The 25,468-nt window shown below is 71.0% G+C and carries 20 protein-coding genes; 11 read left to right on the top strand and 9 right to left on the bottom strand.

What is annotated here, in order from left to right:
• Nucleotides 1–174: 174 nt before the first annotated feature.
• The 3 genes from ACKI2N_RS26900 (at nt 175) to ACKI2N_RS26890 (ending at nt 4,409) form a co-directional block, all read left to right on the top strand.
• On the top strand, nt 175–1,779 hold the full coding sequence (locus tag ACKI2N_RS26900) for a methyl-accepting chemotaxis protein (RefSeq protein ID WP_420991870.1): 1,605 nt from the start codon (nt 175–177) through the stop codon (nt 1,777–1,779).
• 185 nt (nt 1,780–1,964) lie between these two features.
• Nucleotides 1,965–3,527 (top strand): class I adenylate-forming enzyme family protein, encoded by a 1,563-nt coding sequence (locus ACKI2N_RS26895; RefSeq protein ID WP_420991869.1) that lies wholly within the window; start codon nt 1,965–1,967, stop codon nt 3,525–3,527.
• Nucleotides 3,528–3,560: 33 nt separating this feature from the next.
• The gene (locus ACKI2N_RS26890; protein WP_420991868.1) at nt 3,561–4,409 is read left to right on the top strand and encodes an IclR family transcriptional regulator; all 849 of its coding nucleotides are present in this window, start codon (nt 3,561–3,563) and stop codon (nt 4,407–4,409) included.
• 27 nt (nt 4,410–4,436) lie between these two features.
• On the opposite strand, the gene ACKI2N_RS26885 is transcribed toward ACKI2N_RS26890, so the two are convergent.
• The 5 genes from ACKI2N_RS26885 to ACKI2N_RS26865 all read right to left on the bottom strand — a co-directional run bounded on the left by ACKI2N_RS26885 (nt 4,437) and on the right by ACKI2N_RS26865 (nt 10,497).
• Nucleotides 4,437–5,003, bottom strand: coding sequence for an MgtC/SapB family protein (locus tag ACKI2N_RS26885; RefSeq protein WP_420991867.1), 567 nt, complete (start codon nt 5,001–5,003; stop codon nt 4,437–4,439).
• An 82-nt stretch (nt 5,004–5,085) separates the two neighbouring features.
• On the bottom strand, nt 5,086–6,159 hold the full coding sequence (locus ACKI2N_RS26880) for an Ldh family oxidoreductase (RefSeq protein WP_420991866.1): 1,074 nt from the start codon (nt 6,157–6,159) through the stop codon (nt 5,086–5,088).
• Between the two features lie 60 nt (nt 6,160–6,219).
• Nucleotides 6,220–7,224: a Bug family tripartite tricarboxylate transporter substrate binding protein gene (locus tag ACKI2N_RS26875; RefSeq protein WP_420991865.1), complete on the bottom strand. Its 1,005-nt coding sequence runs from the start codon at nt 7,222–7,224 to the stop codon at nt 6,220–6,222.
• Nucleotides 7,225–7,319: 95 nt separating this feature from the next.
• Nucleotides 7,320–8,741, bottom strand: coding sequence for an FAD-binding oxidoreductase (locus ACKI2N_RS26870; RefSeq protein WP_420991864.1), 1,422 nt, complete (start codon nt 8,739–8,741; stop codon nt 7,320–7,322).
• Nucleotides 8,742–8,796: 55 nt separating this feature from the next.
• Nucleotides 8,797–10,497 (bottom strand): thiamine pyrophosphate-binding protein, encoded by a 1,701-nt coding sequence (locus ACKI2N_RS26865; RefSeq protein WP_420991863.1) that lies wholly within the window; start codon nt 10,495–10,497, stop codon nt 8,797–8,799.
• Nucleotides 10,498–10,897: 400 nt separating this feature from the next.
• Here ACKI2N_RS26865 and ACKI2N_RS26860 point away from each other — a divergent pair, with 400 nt between their 5' ends.
• The 7 genes from ACKI2N_RS26860 to ACKI2N_RS26830 all read left to right on the top strand — a co-directional run bounded on the left by ACKI2N_RS26860 (nt 10,898) and on the right by ACKI2N_RS26830 (nt 18,009).
• A complete protein-coding gene (locus tag ACKI2N_RS26860; protein WP_420992069.1) occupies nt 10,898–11,842 on the top strand; it encodes a Bug family tripartite tricarboxylate transporter substrate binding protein in 945 nt (314 codons plus the stop codon).
• A 178-nt stretch (nt 11,843–12,020) separates the two neighbouring features.
• Nucleotides 12,021–13,115, top strand: coding sequence for a malate/lactate/ureidoglycolate dehydrogenase (locus ACKI2N_RS26855; protein WP_420991862.1), 1,095 nt, complete (start codon nt 12,021–12,023; stop codon nt 13,113–13,115).
• A gap of 33 nt (nt 13,116–13,148) precedes the next feature.
• Nucleotides 13,149–13,520, top strand: a complete 372-nt coding sequence (locus ACKI2N_RS26850) for a 5-carboxymethyl-2-hydroxymuconate Delta-isomerase (protein ID WP_420991861.1) — start codon at nt 13,149–13,151, stop codon at nt 13,518–13,520.
• 130 nt (nt 13,521–13,650) lie between these two features.
• On the top strand, nt 13,651–15,207 hold the full coding sequence (locus ACKI2N_RS26845; protein ID WP_420991860.1) for a UxaA family hydrolase: 1,557 nt from the start codon (nt 13,651–13,653) through the stop codon (nt 15,205–15,207).
• Between the two features lie 64 nt (nt 15,208–15,271).
• Nucleotides 15,272–16,075, top strand: a complete 804-nt coding sequence (gene garL / locus ACKI2N_RS26840; protein ID WP_420991859.1) for a 2-dehydro-3-deoxyglucarate aldolase — start codon at nt 15,272–15,274, stop codon at nt 16,073–16,075.
• A 76-nt stretch (nt 16,076–16,151) separates the two neighbouring features.
• The gene (locus ACKI2N_RS26835) at nt 16,152–17,054 is read left to right on the top strand and encodes a 2-hydroxy-3-oxopropionate reductase (protein WP_420991857.1); all 903 of its coding nucleotides are present in this window, start codon (nt 16,152–16,154) and stop codon (nt 17,052–17,054) included.
• Nucleotides 17,055–17,067: 13 nt separating this feature from the next.
• A complete protein-coding gene (locus ACKI2N_RS26830; RefSeq protein ID WP_420991855.1) occupies nt 17,068–18,009 on the top strand; it encodes a LysR substrate-binding domain-containing protein in 942 nt (313 codons plus the stop codon).
• A 182-nt stretch (nt 18,010–18,191) separates the two neighbouring features.
• On the opposite strand, the gene ACKI2N_RS26825 is transcribed toward ACKI2N_RS26830, so the two are convergent.
• The 3 genes from ACKI2N_RS26825 to ACKI2N_RS26815 all read right to left on the bottom strand — a co-directional run bounded on the left by ACKI2N_RS26825 (nt 18,192) and on the right by ACKI2N_RS26815 (nt 22,913).
• Complete coding sequence (locus tag ACKI2N_RS26825) at nt 18,192–19,577, bottom strand: FAD-binding oxidoreductase (protein WP_420991854.1); 1,386 nt, start codon at nt 19,575–19,577, stop codon at nt 18,192–18,194.
• 314 nt (nt 19,578–19,891) lie between these two features.
• Complete coding sequence (gene garD / locus ACKI2N_RS26820; RefSeq protein ID WP_420991853.1) at nt 19,892–21,502, bottom strand: galactarate dehydratase; 1,611 nt, start codon at nt 21,500–21,502, stop codon at nt 19,892–19,894.
• Nucleotides 21,503–21,551: 49 nt separating this feature from the next.
• A complete protein-coding gene (locus ACKI2N_RS26815) occupies nt 21,552–22,913 on the bottom strand; it encodes an MFS transporter (RefSeq protein ID WP_420991852.1) in 1,362 nt (453 codons plus the stop codon).
• A gap of 522 nt (nt 22,914–23,435) precedes the next feature.
• Here ACKI2N_RS26815 and kdgD point away from each other — a divergent pair.
• Nucleotides 23,436–24,350 carry a 5-dehydro-4-deoxyglucarate dehydratase gene (kdgD, locus tag ACKI2N_RS26810; protein ID WP_420991851.1) on the top strand — a complete coding sequence of 305 codons (915 nt, stop codon included), beginning with the start codon at nt 23,436–23,438 and terminating at the stop codon, nt 24,348–24,350.
• Between the two features lie 37 nt (nt 24,351–24,387).
• Here the strand turns inward: kdgD and ACKI2N_RS26805 are convergent, their stop codons facing one another.
• Nucleotides 24,388–25,383, bottom strand: a complete 996-nt coding sequence (locus ACKI2N_RS26805; protein ID WP_420991850.1) for a LysR family transcriptional regulator — start codon at nt 25,381–25,383, stop codon at nt 24,388–24,390.
• Nucleotides 25,384–25,468 lie beyond the last annotated feature (85 nt).

The raw sequence follows: 25,468 nt of genomic DNA, 5'->3' as shown, positions 1-25,468 counted from the left end.
ACAACCGGCATTACCCCAATGCCCGGCCAGGGTGTCATGGTTTTGTCACGGCGGTATTCCAGCATGCGCGGCACAACGAGGTCGCCGCCGGCGCACGCCCGCTTCCGGCGGCCCAGGACGGCGACACCCAGGGTCAGTATGTGCGGACCGCCAGGTCCATCGGAGTTCCTCACCGTGTTGCAAGCCGTCCGATTCACCTCCTCCCGCCGCGCGCGCCCGCGGCTGCCTGCCTGGCTGGGCCGGCTGCCGCTGGCGGCGCGCCTGTGCGTGGCCTTCGCGCTGGTCTACGCGTTCGGCGCGGCGGTCGGGCTGACCGGCATCTTCAGCTTGGTGTCGGTCAAGCAGATGACCGACACCCTCTACCAGCGCGACATGCAGGGCGCCATCGCGGCCGAGCGCGCGCAGTCGGCGCTGGCCCGGCTGGAGCGGGCCCAGCTTTCCCTGACCATGGCCACCAGCGGCAGCGAGCGCGACACCGCCGTCGCCGACATCGACAACGCCCTGGCGCGGCTCGACCAGGCCCTCACGGTGGTGCGCGCGGCCACGCCGGCGCAGGCCGACGCGCTGCAGAAGGAGCGCGACAGCGCCGCCCGGCTGCTGGCCGGCTACGTGACGCTGCTGCGCAAGCAGCCGCTCGACGCGCTGCAGTTCGACAGCGCCGTCTCCGTGGACGGCCATTTCCTCGGCGAGCAGTTGCAGAAGCTCGCCACCGTGGTCGAGGCCGCGCGCACCCGGCAAGAGCGCCAGGCCGCCGACACCGTGGCCGAGGTGGCATCCAGCCAGTTGCACGCCCAGGGCCTGATGGTGGCCATGCTGCTGGCCAGCCTGGCCGCGGCCGCGGCGCTGGCCTGGTTTGCCGCGCGCCAGTTGCTGTCCCAGCTCGGCGGCGAGCCGGCGGACGCGGCCCAGGTCGCCAGCCGCATCGCCTCCGGCGACCTGCGGCAGGCGGTGCCGCTGCGCCGCGGCGACGACCGCAGCCTGATGTGCCTGCTGGCCCGCATGCGCGACCAGCTCGCCGGCGTGCTGGCGGACATCCGGCGCTCGTCGGGCGAGATCGCCGCCACCAGCGAAGGCATCGCCGCGGGCAACCAGGACCTGTCGCGCCGCACCGCGCTGCAGGCCAGCGCGCTGGCCGCCGCCACCGACAGCGTGGCCCGCCTCGCCACCCTGGTCGGGCAGGCCCGCGAGCAGGCCACGGAATCGAGCGAGATGGCGCGCCGGGCGCGCCAGGCCACCGACGCCGGCATGGCGGTGGTCAGCGAGATGAGCGGCGCCATGGACGCCGTGCACGGGCATTCGCGCAGCGTGGCGGAAACGGTGGCGGTGATCGAGAGCATCGCCTTCCAGACCAATATCCTGGCCCTCAACGCGGCCGTCGAGGCGGCCCGCGCGGGCGAGGCCGGGCGCGGCTTCGCGGTGGTGGCCGAGGAAGTGCGCGGGCTGGCCCAGCGCAGCGCCGCCTCGGCGCGCGAGATCCGCGCCACCATCGGCCAGGCCACCGCCGAGATCGCGCGCGGCGCGCAGTTGAGCCAGCAGGTGGTGAGCGCCATGGGCGGCATCGAGCAGGCGGTGGGCCAGAGCCATGTCCTGGCCGGGCGGCTGTGCGGCGTGGCCGACGAGCAGGCGCAGGGCGTGCGCGCGGTGGGCGCGGCGGTGGCCCAGCTCGACCAGACCAGCCGGCAGAACGCGGCGCTGGTGGAGGCCGTGACCGCGCAGGCGGCGAGCCTGGACGAGCAGGCCGCGGGGCTGGCGGCCGGCGTGGCGCGCTTCCGCTTCTGATATCCGTGCCGATATGGGTGCCGATATCCGTGCAGATATCTGTGCCGATATCCGCGCCTCGATCACTGTTCTGCAATGCAGAACAGTGATTCCACGGTGCAGTTGACGGCCAGGGCGTTCGGTGGGAGTATTGCCGCCATCGAACAAATCCGGCGGCCACGCCGGAAGCCTTGCCGGAGACACTCATGAGCAGCACCACCACGCCCGGCGCGTCCGCGCCGGCAACCGATTCCCACGTCCCCTCTTCCAGCTTCACCCGCCTGCACCAGACCATCGCGCCGTGGGTGCGCAGCCATCCGGAGCGCGTGGCGCTGGCCGATGCCGAGCGCTCGCTGCGCTATGGCGAGCTGGACGGCGCCATCGCCGGCACCGCCCGCGCGCTGGCGGAGCTGGGCGTGGGCGGCGGCGACCGCGTGGTGCTGGTGACCGAGAACTGCGTGGGCTGCGCGGTGCTGATCCTGGCGCTGAGCTCGCTCGACGCGTGGGCGGTGCCGGTCAACGCGCGCCTGTCGCAGCGCGAGATCGACAACATCATCGAGCACGCCGGCGCGCGCGTGGCGCTCTACCTGGACGGCGCCCACGCCGAGGCGCGCGAGCATGGCCTGGCGCGCGGCGCCCGGCAGGCGCAGTGGCCGCACGTGGGCCGCCTGCTGGTCGGCGCCGTGAACGCCGCGGCGGTGCCCGAGCCGGTCGAGCCGGCCGCGCGCGACCAGGTCGCCGCGCTGATCTACACCACCGGCACCACCGGCGCGGCCAAGGGCGTGATGCTCACGCACGCCAACATGATGTTCATCGGCCGCTCCAACCGCATGCAGGGCCGCGTGCAGCCGGGCGACCGCGTCTACGGCGTGCTGCCGATGTCGCACGTGTACGGCTTGTCGGTGCTGCTGGTGGGCCCGCTCTCCAACGGCGCCACGGTGTTCTACGAGCCGCGCTTCCGCCCCGAGACGCTGGCCCGGGCGCTGGCCGAGCAGCAGCTCACCGTGCTGCACGGCGTGCCGGCGCTGTACGCCAAGCTGATCGAATGGGGCCGCGCGCAGGCCACGCCGCTGCGCGCGCCCGCGCTGCGCATGGCGCAGTCCGGCGGCGCGCCGCTGACGGCCTCGCTCAAGTCCGCCTTCGAGAGCACCTTCGGCATCGTGCTGAACAACGGCTACGGCATGACCGAGACCTCGCCCACGGTGTGCCAGACGCGCGTGGAATCCCCGCGCACCGACTGCTCGGTCGGCCCGGTGGTGCCCGAGGTGGAGATCCGCCTGGGCGACCCGCTGGCGGACGGCAGCGGCGAGCTGCTGGTGCGCGGCCCCAACGTGATGAAGGGCTACTACCGCCGCCCCGACCTCACCGCCCAGGTGATCGACGCCGACGGCTGGCTGCATACCGGGGACCTGGCGCGCATCGACGCCGACGGCGCGGTGTCCATCGTCGGCCGCTCCAAGGAGATCATCATCCACTCCGGCTTCAACGTGTACCCGGAGGAAGTCGAGCAATCGGTCAACGCCTTCCCCGCCGTGCTGCAGTCCGCCGTGGTGGGCCGCGCGGTGGAGGGCAACGAGGAAGTCATCGCCTTCGTCGAGGTGCGCGCCGGCATGGCGCTGGACCAGGCCGCGCTGCGCGCGTTCCTGCGCGAGCGCCTGTCGCCGTACAAGATGCCGCACGAAGTGCGCGTCGTGGAGCACCTGCCGGCCGCGCCGTCCGGCAAGATCCTCAAGGCAAAGCTGCGCGAGATGCTGGCGTCGGCCGGCTGATCCGCGTCCGCGCCCGCCCGCCAAGGCCCACGCATGGACAATCTGGACAACCCCGGCAACCCGGACAACCCGGGCGGCGGGGAGCAGCCGCCCGACGACGGCGCCCAGCCCAAGGAAGACCGGCATTTCGTCACCGCGCTGGCGCGCGGGCTCGACGTGCTGGCCTGCTTCCGCAGCTACGAGACGCGGCTGGGCAATGCCGAGCTGGCCCAGCGCTGCGGCCTGCCCAAGTCGACCGTGTCGCGCCTGACCCATACCCTGACCGAGCTGGGCTACCTGCGCCTGGACGCCGAGCAGGCCAAGTACCAGCTCGGCAGCTCGGCGCTGGCGATGGCGCCCGCCGCGCAGCAGGGCGTGGACGTGCTGGAAGTGGTGCGGCCCTTCATGCGGGCGCTGGCGGACCTGTCGCAGGGCGTGACCTCGCTGATCGTGCGCGACCGCGCGCAGATGCTGATCTACGAGAACTGCCAGTCGGAGTCTTACCTGACGCTGCGCGTCGCGGTGGGCACGCGCATTTCCGGGCTGACCACCGCCGCCGGCCGCGCCTACCTCGAGGCGCTGCCGCCGGCCGAGCGGAAACAGGCGCTGGCCGCCTTCCGCCGCCATGACGGCCTGGACGGCGCGCGCGCCGACGCCATCGTGGCGAACAGCCGCGCGGAAGTGCGGCGCATGGGCTGCACCACGTCGTTCGGCGAATGGCTGCCCGACATCAATTCCATCGCCGCCGCGTTCCGCCCGGGCCTGGCCCTGCCGCCGATGACGCTGTCGTGCAGCGGCCCCACCGCCATCGTGCCGGCCGCCATGCTGCTGGAAACGGTGCGCCCGCTGCTGGTGGAAAGCGTGCGCGGCATCGAGGCCGCGCTGAGCGCGCAGGCGCGCTGAAGCACTGAAGCGCCCGCGCGCGGCGTATCAGCTCTCGTCCAGGCCGGGCGGCACGGCATGCTTGCCGCTGCCCGGCCCCGCTTGCCGGTCATCCTGCTTGCCGTCCTGGCCCGCGCGGCCCAGGTCGCGGTGCCGCTTGCGGGCGCGCAGCAGCGCCTCGTCGTGCAGCAGGCGCTTGTGCAGCAGGCGCTCGAAGCGCCCGCCGATCAGCAGCAGCAGCAGGCCCAGCGCCAGCGCGACCGCCACGATGGCGTAGTAGCCCGCCCCGCACGCCGCGCCGACGATGGCGGCCAGCCAGATCGCCGCCGCCGTGGTCAGGCCCTGGGGCTTGTCGTCGCTGCTGTGGCGCGAGATCACGCCCACGCCCAGAAAGCCGATGCCGGTCAGCAGGCCCTGCAGCACGCGCGACATGGCATCGGGCGGATGGCCCGACACCGTCACCACGCACACGGCGGCCGCGCCGCCGAGCGACACCAGCCCCAGCGTGCGCACGCCGGCGGGCTTGCCGTGCAGGTTGCGGTCCAGCCCGAGCAGGACCCCGCACAGCAGGCCGGAGAAAAGGCGGAGAAACAGGTCGAGGCTGAAAGCTTGCATGGATGGCGGCGGACGATGGCAGGCGAATGCCGGATTCCGCGAGCTTACCGCACGGCGCCGGCCGCCGGCCAGCGCCCCGGCGTCATGCCAGCGGCGCGGGCGCCGCCATGCCGTACTTCTCCAGCCACGGCGCCAGCTGCGGCAGGATCGCCGGGTTCAGCGCCACGCCCTCGCGCAGCTGCCGCGCCTTGCGCTCGAGCGCGCCCTGCCCCGGCAGCCTGACCCGGTCCACGCCGGGCCGCGGCGGGTTGCCGGTGCTGGCGCGCGCCACCCATCCCATCTGCGTGGCGAAGGCTTCCTCGCCGGCGAACGCGGCCGGGTCGAGGATCTGCAGGAACACGGTATTGCCCCAGCGCTTGCCCGGGTCGTCGCGGCCGTGGCCGGTCAGGCCGGCGGTCAGCGCTTCGACCATCAGCGACAGCGCGAAGCCCTTGTGGCCCACGTCGAGCCCGCCCAGCGGCAGGATCGAGCCGGCGTGCGGGGGGAACAGCACGGCCGGATCGTCGCTGGGGTTGCCGTGCTCGTCGATCAGCCACGGATGCGGCAGGCGCTTGCCTTCCTTGTACAGGCGCCCGGTCAGGCCGTTGGTGGTGATGGAGGTGGAGACGTCGATCAGCACCGGGCCTTCCGGCGTGGGAAAGCCCACCGCCAGCGGGCTCGGCGAGAACACCGCGCGGGTGCCGCCGAACGGCGCCACGGTGGCCGCGCCCGGCGCCGACGAGAACAGCAGCATGACCAGCCCGGCACGCGTGGCGCGCTCCAGGTAGGCGGCCAGGCAGGCGATGTGGTGCGAGCGGCGGATGGTGACGGTGCCGGTGCCGTAGTCGCGCGCGCGCGCCATCGCGCTTTCCATGGCGCGCAGGGTCAGCCACGGGCCGGGCAGGCGCTTGCCGTCCCAGGTGGCGACCGCGGCGCGCTCGGAGATGACGTCGTAGTCCTCCGTGACCGCCATGCTGCCGCTCTCGATCTCGGCCAGGTAGGTCGGCAGCAACTGCAGGCCGTGGGTGTCGTGGCCCATCAGGTCGGCCTCGATCAGGATGTCGGCCACGTCGGCGGCGCGCGCGTCCGGCATGCCGGCGCGCACGAACATGGCTTGCGCCAGGTCGCGCAGCGCGGCGGCATCGTGGCGCGGGGTGGCGGGGGCTGGATTGCTCATGGTGATGGTTCCTCGGTGGGGTGGCGCGCCCGGCGCGGCTGGCCGGGCGCCTGCGCCGGCTTACTCGTCGACCGAGACGCCGGCGGCCTTGACGACCTTCTCCCAGCGCACCTTCTCGGCCAGCGCGAAGGCCTGGAATTCGGCGGCCGGCTTGGGGTCCGGGTCGGCGCCGGCGGTCACCAGCGCTTCGCGGAAATCGGGCCGGGCGGAGGCGGCCATGATGATGTCGCTCATGCGCGTGACGATCTCGCGCGGCGTGCGGGCCGGCGCGAACACGCCGAACCACGAGCCGGTGACGAAGCCCGGCAGGCCGGCCTCTTCCATCGTCGGCACGTTGGGCAGCGCGCTCATGCGGTGCGCGCCGGTGACCGCCAGCGCCTTGAGCTTGCCGGCCTTGACGAACGGCAGCGAGGTCGGCGCGTTGTCGAACATCAGCTGCACCTGGCCGCCCATCAGGTCGGTCACCGCGGGCGCGCTGCCCTTGTAGGGCACGTGCACCATCGACACGCCCGTCATGACCTTGTACAGCTCGCCCGAGAGGTGGATCGAGGTGCCGGTGCCGGACGAGGCGAAGGTGGTGCCACCGTTGGCGCGCTTGACGTACTGGGTCAGCTCCTTGACGTTGTTGGCCGGCACCGCGGGGTTGACCACCAGGATGTTGGGCACCGAGGCGACCATCGCCACCGCGGTGAAGTCCTTGACGGTGTCGTAGGGCATCTTGCGGTAGAAGCTGGCGTTGATGGCATTGGTGCCGACCGTGCCCACCAGCAGCGTGTAGCCGTCCGGCGCGGACTTGGCCACGGTGTCGGCGCCGATGTTGCCGGAGGCGCCCGGGCGGTTGTCCACCACCACCGCCTGCCCCAGCGACTTCTGCAGCTCGCGCGCGACCAGGCGCGCCACGATGTCGGTATTGCCGCCCGCGGTAAACGGCACGATCAGGCGGATCGGCTTGGACGGCCAGGTCTCGGCCTGCGCCGGCAGCGCGCCGCAGACAGTGGTGGCGGCCAGCGCGGCCAGGGCCAGCAGCGTGGCGCGGCGGCCGCGCTTGTGCGTTGCTTCTTGCATCGGTGTCTCCTGCTCTTTGCGAGCTTTATGAGCTTTGTTGTCGGGCTTTCTTCTGGTTTTCCTGGAACTTTCTCCGGGGCCTTCCTTGTCCGTCCTCAGTGCCCCGGCAGCAGCCGGCCCGGGTTCATCAGGCCGTGCGGGTCCAGCGCCTGCTTGATCTTCTGCATCAGCGCCATTTCCACCGCGGACTTGTAGTGCGCGTTCTTCTCGACCTTGAGCTGGCCGATACCGTGCTCGGCCGAGATGGAGCCGCGCACGCGGTCCACCGCCTCGTACACCAGCGCGCTGACCGCCGCGCCGCTGGCCTGCACGAACGGCGCCTGCGGCATGCCGGCCGGCGCGCTCACGTTGTAGTGCAGGTTGCCGTCGCCGAGATGGCCGAAGGCCAGCACGCGCGCGCCCGGATGGGCCGCCACGATGTCGGCGCTGGTGCGCTCGATGAAGGTGGCGATCGACGAGATCGGCACCGAGATGTCGTGCTTGATGTTGTCGCCGCCGTCGAGCGACTGCGCCTCGGGCAGGTGGTGGCGGATGCGCCAGAGTCCGTCGGACTGCGCCAGCGAGGCGGCGATCGCCGCGTCCGCCACGATGCCGGCCTCGAACGCTTCTTCCATCAGCTCGCCGAACGCCTGCGTGGCATGCGCCTCGCTGTGCGGGTCGCTGCTTTCCAGCAGCACGTACCAGGCGTGGTCCTGCTCGAACGGCGCGCGGCAATCGGGGAAATGGCGCGCCACCAGCGCCATGCAGGCGCCGCTCATCAGCTCGAACGCGGTCAGCGTGGCGGCCAGCCGGCGCTGGGCCAGCTCCAGCAGGCGCAGCGCCGCATGCGGGCTGGCCACCGCGGCCAGCGCGGTCATGCGCGCGGCCGGGCGCGGGTAAAGCTTGAGCGTGGCGGCGGTGATCACGCCCAGCGTGCCCTCGGCGCCGATGAACAACTGCTTGAGGTCGTAGCCGGTGTTGTCCTTGCGCAGCGCGCGCAGGCCGTCCCAGACTTCGCCGTCGGGTGTGACCACTTCCAGCCCCAGGCATAGTTCGCGCGTGTTGCCGTAGCGCAGCACCTGCACGCCGCCGGCATTGCTGGCGAGGTTGCCGCCGATGGTGCAGCTGCCCTCGGCGCCGAGCGAGAGCGGATAGAGGCGGTCAGCCTGCTGCGCGGCCTGCTGGACGTTGGCCAGGATGCAGCCGGCCTCGGCGGTCAGCGTGTTGTTGAGCGGGTCGATCTCGCGGATGCGGTTCAGCCGCGCCGTGGACAGCACCAGCGCATGGCCGCCGCTGTCGGGCACGGCGCCGCCCACCATGCCGGTATTGCCGCCCTGCGGCACCAGCGGTATGCGCTGCGCGGCGCACCAGCGCACCACCTCGGCCACGTCGGCGGTGGTGTCGGGCTGCGCCACCGCCAGCGTGCGGCCGGTGAAATTGCGGCGCCAGTCGGTCAGGAACGGCGCGGTGTCGTCGGGCGCGGTCAGCAGCCGGCCGCAGAAGCGGCCGCGCAGGCTGTCCAGCGTGCCATCGCTCATGCTGTGTCTCCTTTTTCTTGTTCTGGTTCTCGGTGTCTTTTCTCGCCGCGCCGCCTCAGCCGGCGATGCGCATGGCCGGCGTGATCTGGCGCGGATCGGTGGCCAGCTCCAGCACGGCGGGCTTGCCGGCGGCCAGCGCGCGCCCGAACGCCGCGGCGAAGTCTTCCGTGCGCGTCACGCGCTCGGCCCAGGCGCCGCACGACTGCGCCATCGCCACGAAGTCCGGGCTGGGGATGTCGGTGCCGCTGACGCGGCCCGGATAGCGCTTTTCCTGGTGCATGCGGATGGTGCCGTACATGCCGTTGTTGACCACCACCACGACCAGGTTGGCGCCGTAGGCGGCGGCGGTGGCGATTTCCTGCGGGTACATCAGGAAGCAGCCGTCGCCGGCGAAGCACACCACGGTGCGCTGCGGGTCGCGCAGCTTGGCGGCGATGGCCGCCGGCAGGCCGTAGCCCATCGCGCCGCAGGTGGGCGCCAGTTCCGTGCGCGGCTGGCGGTAGGCGTAGTAGCGGTGCAGCCAGACCGTGTAGTTGCCGGCGCCGTTGCTGAGCACGGCGTCGGCCGGCAGGGTCTGGTTGAGATGGTCGACCACCGCGGTCATGTCCACGCCGCTGAGTTCGGGGTGCGGCTTGGCCGGCGCGACGAAAGCGATGTGCGCGGCGCGCGCGGCGCCGGTCCAGTCGCCCCAGGCCACGCTGTCCGGGGCCGGCAGCGCCGCCAGCATGGCGGCGCCGGGCTCGATGCCGGCCTCGATGGCCAGCTCGGGCTGGTAGACGCGGCCCAGCTCGGCGCTGTCCGCATGCACGTGGATCAGGCGCTGGCGCGGCGTGGGCGCTTCCAGCAGGGTGTAGCCGTCGGTGGCGATGTCGCCCAGGCGCGTGCCGAAGGCGAGGATCACGTCGGCGGTGCGCACGCGCTCGGCCAGCGCCGGGCTCACGCCCAGGCTCAGGTGGCCCACGTAGTGCGGGTCGCGGTTGTCGAACACGTCCTGGCGGCGGAACGCGCACGCCACCGGCAGGTCCCAGCGCTGCACGAAGGCGGCGAAGTCGGCCGCCGCGCGCGGGCTCCAGTTGGCGCCGCCGGCGATCACCAGCGGCCGCTGCGCGCCGGCCAGCAGCGCGGCCAGCGCCTCGGCGTCGGCCGCGCGCGGGGCTGCCGCCACGGGCTGGTAGGGGGTGGTGTCGGCGACTTCGCACAGGCCGTCGAGCACGTCCTCGGGCAGCGAGATCACCACCGGGCCGGGCCGGCCGGAGGTGGCGCAGCGGAACGCGCGCGCCACCAGTTCGGGGATGCGCGCGGGGTCGTCGATCTCCACCACCCACTTGGCGATGGAGCCGAACATGGCACCGTAGTCCACTTCCTGGAACGCCTCGCGGCCCTTGTGGCCGCGCGCGATCTGGCCGACGAACAGCAGCATCGGGGTGGAGTCCTGCGCGGCGATGTGCACGCCGATGCTGGCGTGGGTGGCGCCCGGCCCGCGCGTGACGAAGCAGATGCCCGGGCGGCCGGTGAGCTTGCCGTCGGCTTCGGCCATGTTGGCCGCGGCGCCTTCGTGCTTGCACACGATCAGGTCGATGGCGGGCTGGTCGTGCAGGGCGTCGAGCACGTCGAGGAAGCTCTCGCCGGGCACGCAGAAGATGCGCTCGGCGCCGTGGATGCGCAGGGCGTCGACCAGCACGCGGCCGCCCGAGCGGGCAGCCGGGGCGGCGTCGGCGGGGTTGGTGGACGCGGTGGCAGCAGGAGTGTGGGTCATGTCGGTCGTGGAATGGTGCACTGCAATCGGGTCGGGGCCGGGCGGCATGCGGGGCCTTTGTTGCGGCGCGGTAGACAAAGGTCGGCGCGATGTGCCGATTCGATGTGCCGATTGTTACGGCCGCCGCCCCTTGCGCGCCCGGCACAGGCCGCATTTCTGCTATGCGTAAAACGCAAGGCTGCGCCGGGCCGCGCGCGTGTAGATTGTGGCCAAGGCGATCCCGCCCTGCCCCGGTGCCGCTTGCCAGATCATAGCGGCGCGCGCGGGGCGGCGGAAAGAAGGATCGCCGCACAAACCAGTCAGGAGACAGGACATGCCCATGCACCGCCGGCCGCTCAGGCCTGCTCGTTCCCGCTATTTCCGGGCAACCCGCGCCCTGGCCGCGCTCGGCGCGCTGGCCATGCTGGCCGCGGGGAGCGCCGCCCGTGCGCAGGACGCCTGGCCGGCCAAGCCGGTCAACTACGTGGTGCCGTTCGCCGCCGGCGGCACCACCGACGTGCTGGGCCGCCTGATCGGCCAGCGCCTGTCGCAGATGATCGGCCAGCCGGTGGTGGTGGAGAACCGCGCCGGCGCGGGCGGCAATATCGGCTCCGACTACGTGGCCAAGGCGGCGCCGGACGGCTATACGCTGGTCGGCGGCACCATCAGCTCGCACTCCATCAATGTGAGCCTGTATCCCAGGATGCCCTACGACCCGGTCAGGGACTTCAAGCCGGTGGCGCTGATCGGCACCCTGCCCAACCTGCTGGTGGTCAACGCCGGCAGCCCGTGGAAGACCGTGCAGGACGTGATCGCCGCCGCGCGCGCCAAGCCGGGCACGGTCTCGTTCGGCTCGGCCGGCAACGGCACCTCCCAGCACCTGGCCGGCGAGCTGTTCGCCTCCATGGCCGGGGTCAAGCTGCTCCATGTGCCGTACAAGGGCAGCAACCCGGCGGTGCAGGCGCTGCTGGGCAACCAGGTCGACGTGCTGTTCGAGAACAGCGTGGCCGCCATGCCGATGATCCAGGGCGGCAAGCTGCGCGCGCTGGCCACCACCGCGGCCACGCGCGCGCGCGAGCTGCCGGACGTGCCTACCGTCGCCGAGGCGGGCGGGCCGAAGCTGGCCGGCTACGAGATCGTGTCGTGGCAGGCGGTGTTCGCCCCGGCCGGCACGCCGCAGCCCATCGTCAACCGGCTCGGCGCCGACATCGGCAAGATCGTGCAGGAGCCGGACATGCGCGCGCGCTTCGCCACGCTCGGCATCGAGCCGTCCGGCGCGGGCCCGGCCGAGCTGGGCGCGTTCCAGAAGCGCGAGGTGGCCAAGTGGGCGCAACTGATCAAGAGCGCCAATATCCGGCCGGAATGACAAGAATGCATGGCTGGCCGCCGCTGGCCGGGTACCCAAGCGGGGCCCGGCGGCTTATGATGGTGGCCGCCGCCCGCCCGGCCCGGGTTTTCTCGCGCCCTGTTCCGCCCAAGCTGCCCGTTTCATCCTTTTCGTCCGCCTCGTCCGCCTAGCCCGCCTCCTTCCGCTACCCGATCCCATGAGTGAACACCGCATTCCGACCGCCGCCCTGCATCAGTGGGTATCCGACCTCTGGCTCGCCGCCGGCTCCGACGCGCGCGAAGCCCGCCTGACCGCGGACCACCTGGTCGGCGCCAACCTGTCCGGGCACGATTCGCACGGCGTGGGCATGATCCCGAAATACGTGCTGTCCTGGCTGGGCGAGCAGCTCCAGCTCAACCAGCGCGTGAGCGTGGTCCACGAGGCCGGCGGCATCCTCAGCCTGGACGGCAACCGCGGCATGGGCCAGGCGGTCACCGAGGAGGCCATGGGCCTGGCCATCGGCCGCGCGCGCGAGCACGGCGTGTGCGTGCTGGGCCTGCGCCGCTCGCACCATCTCGGCCGCGTGGGCCACTGGGCCGAGCAGGCCGCGGCCGCCGGCATGATCTCGATCCACTTCGTCAACGTGCTGTCCAAGCCGATCGTGGCGCCGCACGGCGGCTACGAGGCGCGCTACGGCACCAACCCGTTTACCATCGGCGTGCCGGTGGCCGGCGCCGCGCCGCTGGTGATGGACTTCGCCACCAGCGCGATCGCGCTGGGCAAGGTGCGCGTGGCCAACAACAAGGGCGTGCCGGTGCCGCCGGGCTGCCTGCTGGACGCCGCTGGCCACCCCACCGACGACCCGGCCGTGATGTTCCCGCCCGCGGGCCAGGCGCAGGGCGCGCTGCGCTCGTTCGGCGAGCACAAGGGCTACGTGCTGGCGGTGATGTGCGAACTGCTGGGCGCGGCCGTGACCGGCGGCCACACCATCCGCCCCGAGACGCTGACCCACGAGCACGCGGTCTGGAACAACATGCTGGCCATCGTGTTCGACCCGGCGCGCCTGGGCAGCAGCACCACCTTCGGCCACGAGGTGCAGTCCTTCGTCGACTGGATCCGCTCGTCCGGCCTGCAGCCCGGCACCGAAGCCATCTTGCTGCCCGGCGAGCCCGAGCGCGCCTGGCGCCGCGCCCGCGCCGAATCCATCCCGGTGGACAGCGGCACGCTGGCCCAGCTCGACGACGCCGCGGCGCGCGTGCAGGCCGCGCGCGGCAAGTCGCCCGGCCCGCTGTCGCGGCTGGCGGCGGACTGAGCCGGCCCCCCCGCAACCCTGACCGGAACCGCCGTGCCCCACCTCATCATCGAACTCACCGAAAACACCCGGCTGGCCTGCTCGCAGGAAGAGCTGCTGGACCAGGCCAACGCCGCGCTGCTGGCGTCGGGCCAGTTCAACGAGCCCGACATCAAGTCGCGCTGCGTGACGCTGACCTCCTACCGGCAGGGCACCGAGGCGCGCGAGCGCGCCTTCGTGCATGCCACGCTGCGCATCCTCGACGGCCGCGAGCTGGCCGTGCGGCAGGCGCTCGGCAAGGCCATCTGCGAGGCGATCGCCGAGCAGGTGCGCCCGGACCAGTCCGGCGAGAGCGTGCAGGTCAGCGTGGACGTGGTGGAGATGGAGCGCGCCAGCTTCGCCAAGCAGGTCGTCGGCGGCAGATAGCCGGCGTCCGCAATGCCGCAACGATGGCCTCCGCGCCGTGCCGCGGGCGTGCCTCCAGGGGCGCGCGCGGCGCGGGCGCAACGAGAGGCCACGCACGATAACCAGTGAAGAAAAGCCCACAGGAGACAGCGTGACCACCACCAGCCCAGCCCAAGCCAGCGCGCCCGCCGCGCCGGTGATCCGCCTGCATGCGCAGGACAACGTGCTGATCGCCCGCACCGAGCTCGGCATCGGCACGCCCGTGCCCGGCGAGGCATTCACCATCCGCAGCCAGGTGCCGGCCGGCTACAAGATCGCCGCGCGCCCGATCCACAAGGGCGAGCCGATCCTGAAGTACAACACCACCATCGGCTTCGCCAGCGCGGACATCGCGCCGGGCGCGCTGGTGTCCGGCCACAACATCGAGTTCCGCGAGTTCGACCGCGACTACGCCCACGCGCGCGATTTCGTGCCGGTGGCGCTGCTGCCGGAGGCCGAGCAGGCCAGCTTCGACGGCATCGTGCGCGACGACGGCCGCGTGGCCACGCGCAACTTCATCGGCGTGGTGGCGACCGTCAACTGCTCGGCCACCGTGGTGCACAAGATCGCCGAATGGTTCACGCCAGAGCGCCTGGCGGACTATCCCAACGTGGACGGGGTGGTGGCCTTCGCCCACAGCACCGGCTGCGGCATGGAGATGAGCGGCGAGCCGATGGCGATGCTGCAGCGCACGCTGGCCGGCTACATGCGCCACCCCAACCTGGCCGCGGTGCTGGTGGTGGGGCTGGGCTGCGAGCGCAACCAGGTGAACGCCCTGCTCAAGGCCGAGGGGCTGGAGACCGGCCCGCGCCTGCACGCCTTCACCATGCAGGACACCGGCGGCACGCGCAAGACCATCGCCGCCGGCGTGGCCGCCGTGCAGGCGCTGCTGCCGGACGCCAACCGCGCCGCGCGCCGGCCGGTATCGGCCAGCCACCTGAGCATCGGCCTGCAATGCGGCGGCTCGGACAGCTTTTCCTCGATCACCGCCAATCCGGCGCTGGGCGCCGCCATGGACATCCTGGTGCGCCACGGCGGCACCGCCATCCTGTCGGAGACGCCCGAGATCTACGGCGTGGAGCACACGCTGACGCGCCGCGCGGCCAGCCGCGAGGTGGGCGAGAAGCTGGTCGAGCGCATCCGCTGGTGGAAGGACGTCTACGCCGTGGGGCGCGACGTGCAGATCAACGGCCGCGTGAGCCCCGGCAACCAGGCCGGCGGGCTGGCCAATATCTTCGAAAAGTCGCTGGGCTCGTCGATGAAGGGCGGCACCGGCCCGCTGATGGACGTGTACCGCTATGCCGAGCCGGTCACGCGCAAGGGCTTCGTCTTCATGGATTCGCCGGGCTTCGACCCGGTCTCCGCCACCGGCCAGATCGCCAGCGGCGCCAACCTGATCTGCTTCACCACCGGGCGCGGCTCCATGTTCGGCGCCAAGCCCGTGCCGTCGCTCAAGCTCGCCACCAACTCGCCGATGTACCGGCGGCTGGAGGAAGACATGGACATCAACTGCGGCGAGATCCTCGACGGCACCGCCACCATCCAGGAAATGGGCGAGCGCATCTTCGCGCAGATCCTCGCCACCGCCTCGGGCCAGCGCAGCAAGAGCGAGCTGCTCGGCCTGGGCGACCATGAATTCGCGCCGTGGCAGATCGGCATCACCGGCTGACAGCCGGTTCCCGCCCCCCCGGTTCCACCCGTATTCAACCAACTGCTCCAGGAAATACCGCCTCATGCCTTCGTTGCCGAACCCGTTGCCGAACTCGCTGCTGCCCTCGCCGCTGCCCAACCGCTTCCGCGCCGACATCCTCGCGCGCCGCCGCCTGATCGGCTGCTGGTGCTCGCTGGGCAACGCCACCACCACCGAGATCCTCGGCCTGGCCGGCTTCGACTGGCTGCTGCTGGACGGCGAGCATTCGCCCAACGACGTGCTGACCTTCATCCCGCAACTGCAGGCGCTGCAAGGCAGCACGAGCGCGCCCGTGGTGCGCCCGCCGGTCAACGACCCGGTGCTGATGAAGCGCCTGCTCGACATCGGCTTCTACAATTTCCTGATCCCGTTCGTGGAAAGCGCCGAGCAGGCCAGCCGCGCGGTCAGCGCCACGCGCTACCCGCCGGCCGGCGTGCGCGGCGTGTCGATGTCCCAGCGCAGCAACCGCTACGGCACGGTGCCGGAGTACTTCAGCCAGATCAACGACAATATCTGCGTGCTGGTGCAGATCGAAAGCCGCAAGGGCGTGGATGCCGTGGACGAGATCTGCGCGGTGGACGGCGTGGACGGCGTCTTCATCGGCCCGTCCGACCTGGCCGCCGCGTGCGGGCACCTCGGCAACCCGAACCACCCCGACGTGCAGGCGCAGGTGGCGCGCATCTTCGAGGCCGCCAACCGCGCCGGCAAGGCCGTGGGCACGCTCACGCCGGTCGAGGCCGACGCGCGCCGCTACCTCGACATGGGCGCGGCCTTCGTCGCGGTGGGCGTGGACCAGGGCATCTTCCGCAATGCGACGCAGGCGCTGCGCGACCGCTTCGCCGGCTGACGCATCCCGGCGACCCGACGGACCTGACGCTGCGAGCCGCCCTGGCGCGAGCAGCGAACATGAAGAGAGGACTGACATGAGCAAGATCGGATTCATCGGCCTGGGCGTGATGGGCACGCCGATGGCGCAGCACCTGGTGGCCGGCGGCCACACGCTCTACGTGCACTCGCGCAGCGGCGCGCCCCAGGCCCTGCTCGACGCCGGCGCGCAAGCCTGCGCCAACGCCGCCGAGGTGGCGCGCCAGAGCGAGGTCATCTTCCTGATGCTGCCCGACACGCCCGACGTGGAGCGCGTGCTGTTCGGCGAGAACGGCGTGGCGCAGGGGCTGGCCAAGGGCAAGACCGTGGTCGACATGAGCTCGATCTCGCCGATCGAGACGCGCGTGTTCGCCGGCAAGATCGAGGCGCTGGGCTGCGACTACGTGGACGGCCCGGTATCGGGCGGCGAGGTCGGCGCCAAGGCTGCCACGCTGTCGATCATGGCCGGCGGCAGGCAGGAGGTGTTCGACCGCGTGCTGCCGCTGCTCAAGCTGATGGGCAAGAACATCACGCTGGTGGGCGGCGTGGGCGACGGCCAGGTGGCCAAGGTGGCCAACCAGGTCATCGTGGCGCTCACCATCGAGGCCGTGGGCGAGGCGCTGGTGCTGGCCGCCAAGGCCGGTGCCGACCCGGCGCGCGTGCGCGAGGCGCTGATGGGCGGCTTCGCCAGCTCGCGCATCCTGGAGGTGCACGGCGAGCGCATGATCAAGCGCACCTTCGACCCGGGCTTTCGCATCGAGCTGCACCAGAAAGACCTCAACCTGGCGCTGTCCACCGCGCACAAGCTGGGCGTGAGCCTGCCCAACACCGCCTCGTGCCAGCAACTGTTCAACGTGTGCGGCGCGCTCGGCGGCGCCCGCTGGGACCACTCCGGCCTGGTGCGCGCGCTCGAGCACATGGCCGGCCACGCCATCGGCGACAAGCCGGCGGCCAAGGGCTGATGGCGGCGCGTCGATGACGGCAAGCGCGCTGAACTCCGAAGACCTGGCCTGCTTCGTCTGCGTGGCCAACACGCAGAGCATCTCGCGCGCGGCGCTCGAAATGGGCGCCGACCAGTCCACCGTCAGCCGCCAGATCGCGCGGCTGGAAGCGGCGCTGGACACCCGCCTGTTCCACCGCAGCGGGCGCGGCGTGGTGCTGACCGAGGCCGGCCAGACGCTGATCGTCTACGCGCGCCAGGTCGCCGCCACGCTGGCCGAGGCGCGCGAGGCCATCCGCGCGTCGTCGGCGCAGGGGCCGGCGCAGCTGGTCATCGCCGCCCAGCCCACCATCGCCAACACCGCGTTCGCCAGCATCGGCACCGCGCTCAAGCAGCGCTTCCCCGCCACCCGCGTGCGCTTCGTCGAGGGGCTGGCCAGCCCGGTGCTGGCCTGGCTCGCGGCCGGCGAGATCGACGTCGCCCTGCTCTACCTGCCCGAGCAGCAAGGCGCGCTGAAAGTGGACATCCTGCTCGAGGAAGACCTGACGCTGGTCACGCCGACGTCGTGGAGCCACCTCGGCCCCACCTTCGCCGTGCGCCGGCTCGCCGAAGTGCCGCTGATCCTGCCCAGCACCGGCCACGGCCTGCGCGTGCTGGCCGAGTCGCTGGCCGCGCGCAGCGGCACCGCCCTGCAGCTCGCGCTGGAGTGCGATGCCTCCAACACCGTGGCGATGCGCCTGGTGGAAGACGGCTGCGGCGCCACGCTGCTGCCGTTCGCCGCGGTGGCCGACCGCGTGGCGCAGGGCCGCCTGCACTCCGCCCGGCTGGTCGATCCCGTGGTCACGCGCCAGGTGGCGCTGGCCACCGCGCGCAACCGCCCGCCGGTGCCCGAGTTGTGGGACATCATGCAGACGGTGCGGCAATCGGTGCGCAATATCGTGATGTCGGGGGCGTGGCCGGGCGCGCGGCTGATCTGATCCTGCGGGGACCAAGCGGAACCAAGCGGGACCAAGCGAAACGTGGCGGGAGCAGGCATGCTCCCGTTGCGCCATTCCTGCCGGCACCATGACCGGTGTCCGGCGGGAAATCCTGGGCGTTAATTGCGTCTTTCTCGCGTGGCGGCTCCCCGCCCGCACCGCCGCGCCATCGCTTCATGGATTCAGGCCGGCTTGATGTTCTGGTTGTGCCGGAACAGGTTGTCCGGGTCGTAGCGCCGCTTCACCTGCGCCAGCCGCGCATAGTTCGGCCCGTAGGCCGCGCCCACGCGGTCGCCCTCGTCCTGCGTGAGGAAATTGACGTACACCGAGCCCAGCGCATACGGCGCCGCCGCCGCGAAGATGGCGCGGGCCCAGCCGATGCAGGCGTCGTCGTCGGCCGCATCGTCCCAGCGGCCGTGCACGTTCATGATGAAGTTCGCGTCGCGGTTGGCGTAGGCCGTGGCGTCGGGCGCGGCCCGGTTGGTCTGGCCGCCCATCGCGCCGACGAAGATCTCGGTCTGCGGCGACGGCAGCTTGCCGATGCACTCCGTCAGCAGCTCGATCAGGCCGTCGTCGAGCCCGGCGAAGTTGTGCGATTTCCAGTAGTTGCGCGCGCCCGGCACCAGCATGGGGTCGAACGCCTGCTGCCAGGAAGCGAAGCGCATGGGGCCCAGGTGTTCGCCGTAGGGCGTGCCGAGCCGCCGCAGCGGCGCGGCGAGCTGCGGGCCGTTTTCCACCGGCCCGATATAGCAGACCGCGAGCGCGACGATGGGCTTGCCGTGCACCTCGGGCGGCAGGAACGGCAGCGGCGGCGCCTGCCGCAGCACCGCCCACACGGTGAGGTCGTCGGGCATGCCGGCGAAGCGGTCGCGCAATCCCTGCAGCACGGCGCCCGCCTGCGCCAGCGGATAGACGATCAGCCCGCCGTAGATCTCGGGCCCGACCGGATGCAGGGCGAACTCGAACTGGGTGACCACGCCGAAGTTGCCGCCGCCGCCGCGGATGGCCCAGAACAGGTCGGCGTGCTCGCCCGCGTTGGCGCGCAGCAGCTTGCCCTCGGCCGTGACCACGTGCGCGCCGGTGAGGTTGTCGACTGAGGCGCCGAACTTGCGGCTGATCCAGCCGAAGCCGCCTCCGAGCGTGAGCCCCGCCACGCCGGTGGTGGAGTTGATGCCCAGCGGCGTGGCGAGGCCGAAGGCCTGCGCTTCGTGGTCGAAGTCCGCCAGCGTGGCGCCGGGCTCGACGCAGGCACGCAGCGCAACGGGGTCGATGCGGACCGATTTCATGCCGGACAGGTCGAGCGTGATGCCGCCGTCGCACACCGCATGGCCGCCGATGTTGTGGCCGCCCGAGCGGATCGAGAGCAGCACGCCGTGCTCGCGCGCGAACGCCACCGTGGCCATCACGTCGGCCGTGCCCGCGGCCTTGACGATCAGCGCGGGGCGCCGGTCGATCATGGCGTTCCAGATCTGGCGCGCCTCGTCGTAGCCCGCTTCGCCGGGCAGCAGCGCCTTGCCCCGCAGCTTTGCCTTCAAGCCATCCACCAGTTCGACGGACAGGTCAGCCATGATGCACCTCGCGACGTGATTCCCCGGTTCAGGATCTGGCCCGGCGGCCCGCAAACGCGCGCAGCCTGCCCCGCCGAAGCGTCATGTCGGGAAGAAAAACGGCATGGCGAAGCGAAGGAAGAAACGCGGCGGCGGCAGGCCGGGCGCTTGCCGCAAGCGGCGCCTTTCTCCGCGTGGGGCGGGCCTGTGCGGTGTTGTGCCGGGACGGCGGCGGGGAACGAATCCATCCCCATTTAAGGTTGGCGCCGCGCCAATGTAAAGGCGTCCGGGACGGGTGTCCCGGACGCCGCGGGGAACCGGCCGCGCGGCGGGACTCAGGTCACCGGCGCGGGGTTGAACAGGGCCAGCGAATTGTGCAGCTTGTGGTGCTCGGCCCAGGTTTTCCTGCGTCCGCTGGCCACGTCGAGCATCAGGCGGAACAGCTCCCAGCCCACGTCTTCGATGGTGGCCTCGCCGGTGGCGATGCGCCCGGCGTCGACGTCCATCAGGTCATGCCAGCGGCGCGCCAGGTCGCTGCGCGTGGCGACCTTGATGACCGGCACCTCGGCCAGGCCGTAAGGCGTGCCGCGGCCCGTGGTGAACACGTGCAGGTTCATGCCCGCGGCGAGCTGCAGCGTGCCGCAGATGAAATCGCTGGCGGGCGTGGCGGCGTAGATCAGCCCCTTCTGCCTGAGCTTCTCGCCCGGCGACAGCACGCCGGTGATGGCGCTGCTGCCCGACTTGACGATCGAGCCCATCGCCTTTTCGACGATGTTGGACAGGCCGCCCTTCTTGTTGCCGGGCGTGGTGTTGGCGCTGCGGTCCACGCGGCCTTTTTCCAGGTAGCGGTCGTACCAGTCCATCTCGCGGATCATGGCCTGCGCCACTTCGGGCGTGGCCGCGCGCGCGGTGAGCTGGTCGATGCCGTCGCGCACTTCGGTGACTTCGGAGAACATCACGGTGGCGCCGGCGCGCACCAGCAGGTCGGTGGCAAACCCGACCGCCGGGTTGGCCGTCACGCCCGAGAAAGCATCGCTGCCGCCGCACTGCACGCCCACCACCAGCTCGGAGGCCGGGCAGGTCTCGCGGCGGCGCTGGTCCAGCCTGGCGAGGTGCGTGTGCGCCATCGCCATGATGGAATCGATCATGCTCTCGAAGCCGACGTGCTCGTCGTCCTGCAGGCACACCACGCCGACGTCGAGGCTGCCGGCCCCGGTCTGCACGGGCATGGTGCCGGCCGGCATCAGGCGCTCGGGCTGGAGCTTCTCGCAGCCCAGGCTCACCATCATCGCGGTGCCGCCGAAGTTGGGATTGAGCGCGATATTGCGCAGCGTGCGGATCGGCACGATAGCGTCCGGCGCGTCGATGGCCACGCCGCAGCCATAGGTGTGCTCCAGGCCGATCACGTCGTCGACGTTGGGATACCGCGGCAGCAGCTCGGCCTTGATGCGGCGCACCGCATGCTCCACCACGCCGGACACGCACTGCACGGTGGTGGTGATGGCGAGGATGTTGCGCGTGCCGACCGAGCCGTCCGGGTTGCGGAAGCCTTCGAAGGTGTAGCCCTCCAGCGGCGGCAGCGGCGCCGCGGCGCGGGTGCCGACCGGCAGGTCGTGCAGCCCGGGCGCGACCGGCATCTCGATCACGCGCTCGTTGACCCAGCTGCCGCGCGGCAGGTCCTTGAGCGCGTAGCCGATCACCACGTTGTAGCGCACCACCGCGTCGCCGGCCTTGAGGTCCGCCAGCGCCACCTTGTGCCCTTGCGGCACGCGCTCGCGCAGCACCAGCCCGTCCGCGAACACCGCGCCTTCGGGCAGCCCGCCGTCGTTGGCGACGATGGCCACGTTGTCCTGCTCGTGGATGCGGATGTACAGCGGGGCGCGCTGCGGCTGCGCGCCCGCCGGCGCACTGCCTTGTTGTTCTATCTTGATATCGATGACCGACATGACCTTGTTCCTTGCCAGATGCTTGCCGCGCCGAACGGGAATGCCCAGGTCAGGGATGCCTGAGTTCGACGCGCCTGATTTCCTTGACGATCACCAGGTAGCTGATCACCGTCACCAGCGCGTTGGCGCCGACGAAGACCAGCGCGCCGTTGAACGAACCGGTGGTGCCAAGGATATAGCCGATCACGATCGGCGTGACGATGCCGGCAATATTGCCGAACATGTTGAAAATGCTGCCGGCCAGGCCGATCACTTCCTTCGGCGCCGTATCGGCCACCACGGCCCAGCCCAGCGCGCCGATGCCCTTGCCGAAGAAGGCCAGCGCCATGAAGCCCACCACCAGCCATTCGCTGTCCACGTAGTTGCAGGCCACCATGCTGACCGAGAGCAGCATGCCGGCGACGATCGGCACCTTGCGCGCCACCGTGAGCGAGTAGCCGCGGCGCAGGAAGGTGTCCGAGATCACGCCGCCCAGCACGCCGCCGAGGAAACCGCAGATGGCCGGCAGCGAAGCCACGAAGCCGGCCTTGAGGATGGACATGCCGCGCGCCTGCACCAGGTAGACCGGGAACCAGGTCAGGAAGAAGTACGTGAGCACGTTGATGCAGTACTGGCCCAGGTACACGCCGAGCAGCATGCGGTTGGACAGCAGTTGCTTCACGTAGAACCAGCGCGCGCCGGCGGGTTCCTTCTCGCCGCGCGCCTTGCCGCCGTCGCCGCTCATCTCGATCAGCCCGCCGCCCTGCTGGATGTGCTCCAGCTCGGCGCGGTTGACCGACGGATGCGTGGCCGGGCTGCGCACCACCTTGAGCCACAGGCCCGCCAGCACCATGCCGAACACGCCCATCCACATATAGACGTGATGCCAGCCGAGCGAATGCGTGAGCCACGCCATCAGCGGCGTGAACAGCACGGCGGCGAAATACTGCGCGGAGTTGAAGATGGCCGAGGCCGTGCCGCGCTCTGCCGTGGGAAACCAGCTCGCCACCACCTTGGCGTTGGCCGGGAAGGCCGGCGACTCGGCCAGCCCCACCGCGAAACGCAGCACGAACAGCGTGGTGACAGCCGCGCCGACCGTGGCGAACACGCCGATGAAGCCCTGCAGCAGCGTAAACAGCGACCACAGGAAAATGCTGCACGCATAGATGCGGCGCGCGCCGAACCGGTCGAGCAGCCAGCCGCCCGGGATCTGCGCCATCACGTAGGCCCAGCTGAAGGCGGAAAAGATGAAGCCCATCTGCACGGCGTCGAAGCCGAACTCCTGGCGCATGGCCGGGCCGGTGATGGAAAGCGTGGCGCGGTCGGCGTAGTTGACCGTGGTCACCACGAAGATCATCAGCAGGATCCAGTAACGGACATTGCTGCGGCGGGTGGCCTCGCCGGCCACGCTGATGGTATTGCTGAGATTCATGGGGTCTCCGGCAGGCCGGCGGCGCGCGTGGGCAGCCCCCCTTCCCACCGGTGCCGGCCACATCGAGACTGCTGCCGGCCTCGTGATATGTCATCGTATGACCGGAATTATAAGCACCTGGTTTCGGATGTGCGGCTAAGTGTTTACCCGATAAGCAGTCACGTCGCCGCCACGCGCCGAGGCCGTCTTCAAGACGGCCTCCCACGCGCGCGGCAGCGCGCCCGGGGATAGCCCGGTGACAGGACCAGATCGTTACCGCATCAGCCTTTCAGCCAGCTTTCAGGCGATTGCCGGCCGGCTGCCCAAAGCAATACCCCGCCCCGGGCCGCCCCGTTTCCGCTGCCCGATGGTCGCCCGGGCATGGTCATTGTCCCCGCCGCATTCCATCCCCAGCAACAAATCCGCTTGCATAAACCCGGTCACAGTTGTACGATGACATATCTCAAGAACGCGTGCCCCGCCAGGAAGCACCAGAGCCAACCCACCCAAACCTTGCCCTTGCGGCGCTCAGGACCAGCCATCATGACCACACCACAAGAACTCAAGCAGATCATCTCGGAAGGCCTGCTCTCCTTCCCCGTGACCGACTTCGACGCGCAAGGCAACTTCCGTCCCGACACGTACGTGGAGCGCCTGGAATGGCTGGCTCCCTACGGCGCCACGGCCCTGTTCGCCGCCGGCGGCACCGGCGAGTTCTTCTCGCTGACGCCGGACGACTATGCCAACGTGATCCGCACCGCGGTGGAAACCTGCGCCGGCAAGGTGCCCATCCTGGCCGGCGCCGGCGGCCCGACCCGCATGGCCATCGCCTACGCCAAAGAAGCCCAGCGCCTGGGCGCCAAGGGCATCCTGCTGCTGCCGCACTACCTGACCGAAGCCAGCCAGGAAGGCATCGCCAACCATATCGAAGAGGTCTGCAAGTCGGTCAATATCGGCGTGATCGTCTACAACCGCGCCAACTCCCGCATCAACGCGGAGATGCTGGAACGCCTGGTCGACCGCTGCCCCAACCTGATCGGCTTCAAGGACGGCGTGGGCGAGATCGAGCACATGGTGCGCATCCGCCGCAAGCTGGGCGACCGCCTGTCGTACCTGGGCGGCCTGCCCACCGCGGAAGTCTATGCGGCGGCCTACAAGGCGCTCGGCGTGCCGGTGTATTCGTCGGCCGTGTTCAACTTCATCCCCAAGACGGCGATGGACTTCTACCGCGCCATTGCCGCCGACGACCACGCCACCACCAACCGCCTGATCGACGAGTTCTTCCTGCCCTACCTGGACATCCGCAACCGCCGCGCGGGTTATGCCGTGAGCATCGTCAAGGCCGGCGCCCGGCTGGTCGGCCATGACGCGGGCCCGGTGCGCGCGCCGCTGACGGACCTGACCGAGCAGGAGCTCGAACAGCTCGACGTGCTGATCAAGAAGATGGGTCCGCAGTAAGCCGGCCCGCCGGCGGGCCGTCTGCGGTCCGCCGGTTTCATTCCCCGGGGCCTGTCCTGGCCCCGGCGCTCTCCTCGCTCCCTTCGTTTTCCCCCTCGGCCCTGCCGGCCCAGCTTCCCGCCTCGCTCTCCAGCCGCGCCCGCATGAAATCCATCAGCGTGCGCGTGGCCAGCGTGGGAAAGCGGTTGGGCGCGGTCAGCATGTAGACGCTGTCGCCCACGCCTTCGGGCTCGTATCCGGGCAGCACTTCCGCCAGTTCGCCGCGCGCGATCTGGCGCCACACCGCGTAGCGCGGCAGCAAGGCCACGCCGAGCCCGCCCATGACCGCCTCGACCAGGAACGGATAGTCGCCCGACTGGATGCGCGGCGCCACGCGCAGCATCAGCGGGGTATCCGCCGTCTTCAGCTTGAGCTCGAAGCGCCGCCCCAGCGAGGCCGGCGCGATCAGGTCGCGGCTGGCCAGCGCCGCGGCGCTCGTCACCGGGCCATGCCGCGCCAGGAACGCGGGCGACGCGCACAGGCACCAGCCCACCGCGCAGATGCGGCGCGCCACGTGGTCCTCGGGCGGCTGCGAGGTGATCTTGAGCGCGACGTCCACCTCGGCGGAAACGAGGTCGCCGATGTAGTCGTTGATCAGCACCCGCAGCGAGATGGCCGGGTACTGCCGCGCGAACTCCAGCAGCACCTGTGCCATGTAGAGATGGCCGAGGCCGGTCGGCAGGCGGATGCGCACGTCGCCGCGCACGGTCTGGCCGAGGCTGTCGATCGAGGTGCCGGCGGCCTGCAGTTCGTCCAGCATGCGCACGCCGTGGGCATAGAGCAGGCGGCCCGCCTCGGTCAGCTCCACATGGCGGGTGGTACGCCGCATCAGTTGCGCGCCCATGTGCTGCTCGAGCGCCTTGAGGCGGCGCGAGACGTTGGAGCGGGTCATGCCGCCGCGCTCGGCGGCGGCCGTGAGCGTCTTCGATTCGACCAGCGTGACGAACAGGCGGATCAGGTTGAGGTCGAGATGTCCGAGGGTATTGTCAATCATGGATCAACACGGTTGGCACAGTCAGGCGGATTGTTACCGCGGAAGATGCGCCGTAGCATAAGCCATCCCCAGCCCCATGACGATT

Origin of the sequence: Cupriavidus sp. 30B13, from assembly GCF_049059565.2 — a bacterium.
Classification (GTDB): domain Bacteria; phylum Pseudomonadota; class Gammaproteobacteria; order Burkholderiales; family Burkholderiaceae; genus Cupriavidus.
This window is presented reverse-complemented; position numbering and strand designations above follow the sequence as displayed.

What these genes read in the sequence shown, in the direction of transcription:
- ACKI2N_RS26890 (WP_420991868.1), top strand. Translation starts at nt 3,561, where the DNA reads ATGGACAATCTGGACAACCCCGGCAACCCGGACAACCCGGGCGGCGGG.
- ACKI2N_RS26880 (WP_420991866.1), bottom strand. Translation starts at nt 6,159, where the DNA reads ATGAGCAATCCAGCCCCCGCCACCCCGCGCCACGATGCCGCCGCGCTG.
- ACKI2N_RS26830 (WP_420991855.1), top strand. Translation starts at nt 17,068, where the DNA reads ATGACGGCAAGCGCGCTGAACTCCGAAGACCTGGCCTGCTTCGTCTGC.
- ACKI2N_RS26870 (WP_420991864.1), bottom strand. Translation starts at nt 8,741, where the DNA reads ATGAGCGATGGCACGCTGGACAGCCTGCGCGGCCGCTTCTGCGGCCGG.
- ACKI2N_RS26815 (WP_420991852.1), bottom strand. Translation starts at nt 22,913, where the DNA reads ATGAATCTCAGCAATACCATCAGCGTGGCCGGCGAGGCCACCCGCCGC.
- ACKI2N_RS26835 (WP_420991857.1), top strand. Translation starts at nt 16,152, where the DNA reads ATGAGCAAGATCGGATTCATCGGCCTGGGCGTGATGGGCACGCCGATG.
- kdgD (WP_420991851.1), top strand. Translation starts at nt 23,436, where the DNA reads ATGACCACACCACAAGAACTCAAGCAGATCATCTCGGAAGGCCTGCTC.
- garL (WP_420991859.1), top strand. Translation starts at nt 15,272, where the DNA reads ATGCCTTCGTTGCCGAACCCGTTGCCGAACTCGCTGCTGCCCTCGCCG.
- ACKI2N_RS26895 (WP_420991869.1), top strand. Translation starts at nt 1,965, where the DNA reads ATGAGCAGCACCACCACGCCCGGCGCGTCCGCGCCGGCAACCGATTCC.
- ACKI2N_RS26805 (WP_420991850.1), bottom strand. Translation starts at nt 25,383, where the DNA reads ATGATTGACAATACCCTCGGACATCTCGACCTCAACCTGATCCGCCTG.
- ACKI2N_RS26855 (WP_420991862.1), top strand. Translation starts at nt 12,021, where the DNA reads ATGAGTGAACACCGCATTCCGACCGCCGCCCTGCATCAGTGGGTATCC.
- ACKI2N_RS26865 (WP_420991863.1), bottom strand. Translation starts at nt 10,497, where the DNA reads ATGACCCACACTCCTGCTGCCACCGCGTCCACCAACCCCGCCGACGCC.
- ACKI2N_RS26885 (WP_420991867.1), bottom strand. Translation starts at nt 5,003, where the DNA reads ATGCAAGCTTTCAGCCTCGACCTGTTTCTCCGCCTTTTCTCCGGCCTG.
- ACKI2N_RS26860 (WP_420992069.1), top strand. Translation starts at nt 10,898, where the DNA reads ATGCTGGCCGCGGGGAGCGCCGCCCGTGCGCAGGACGCCTGGCCGGCC.
- garD (WP_420991853.1), bottom strand. Translation starts at nt 21,502, where the DNA reads ATGTCGGTCATCGATATCAAGATAGAACAACAAGGCAGTGCGCCGGCG.
- ACKI2N_RS26875 (WP_420991865.1), bottom strand. Translation starts at nt 7,224, where the DNA reads ATGCAAGAAGCAACGCACAAGCGCGGCCGCCGCGCCACGCTGCTGGCC.
- ACKI2N_RS26825 (WP_420991854.1), bottom strand. Translation starts at nt 19,577, where the DNA reads ATGGCTGACCTGTCCGTCGAACTGGTGGATGGCTTGAAGGCAAAGCTG.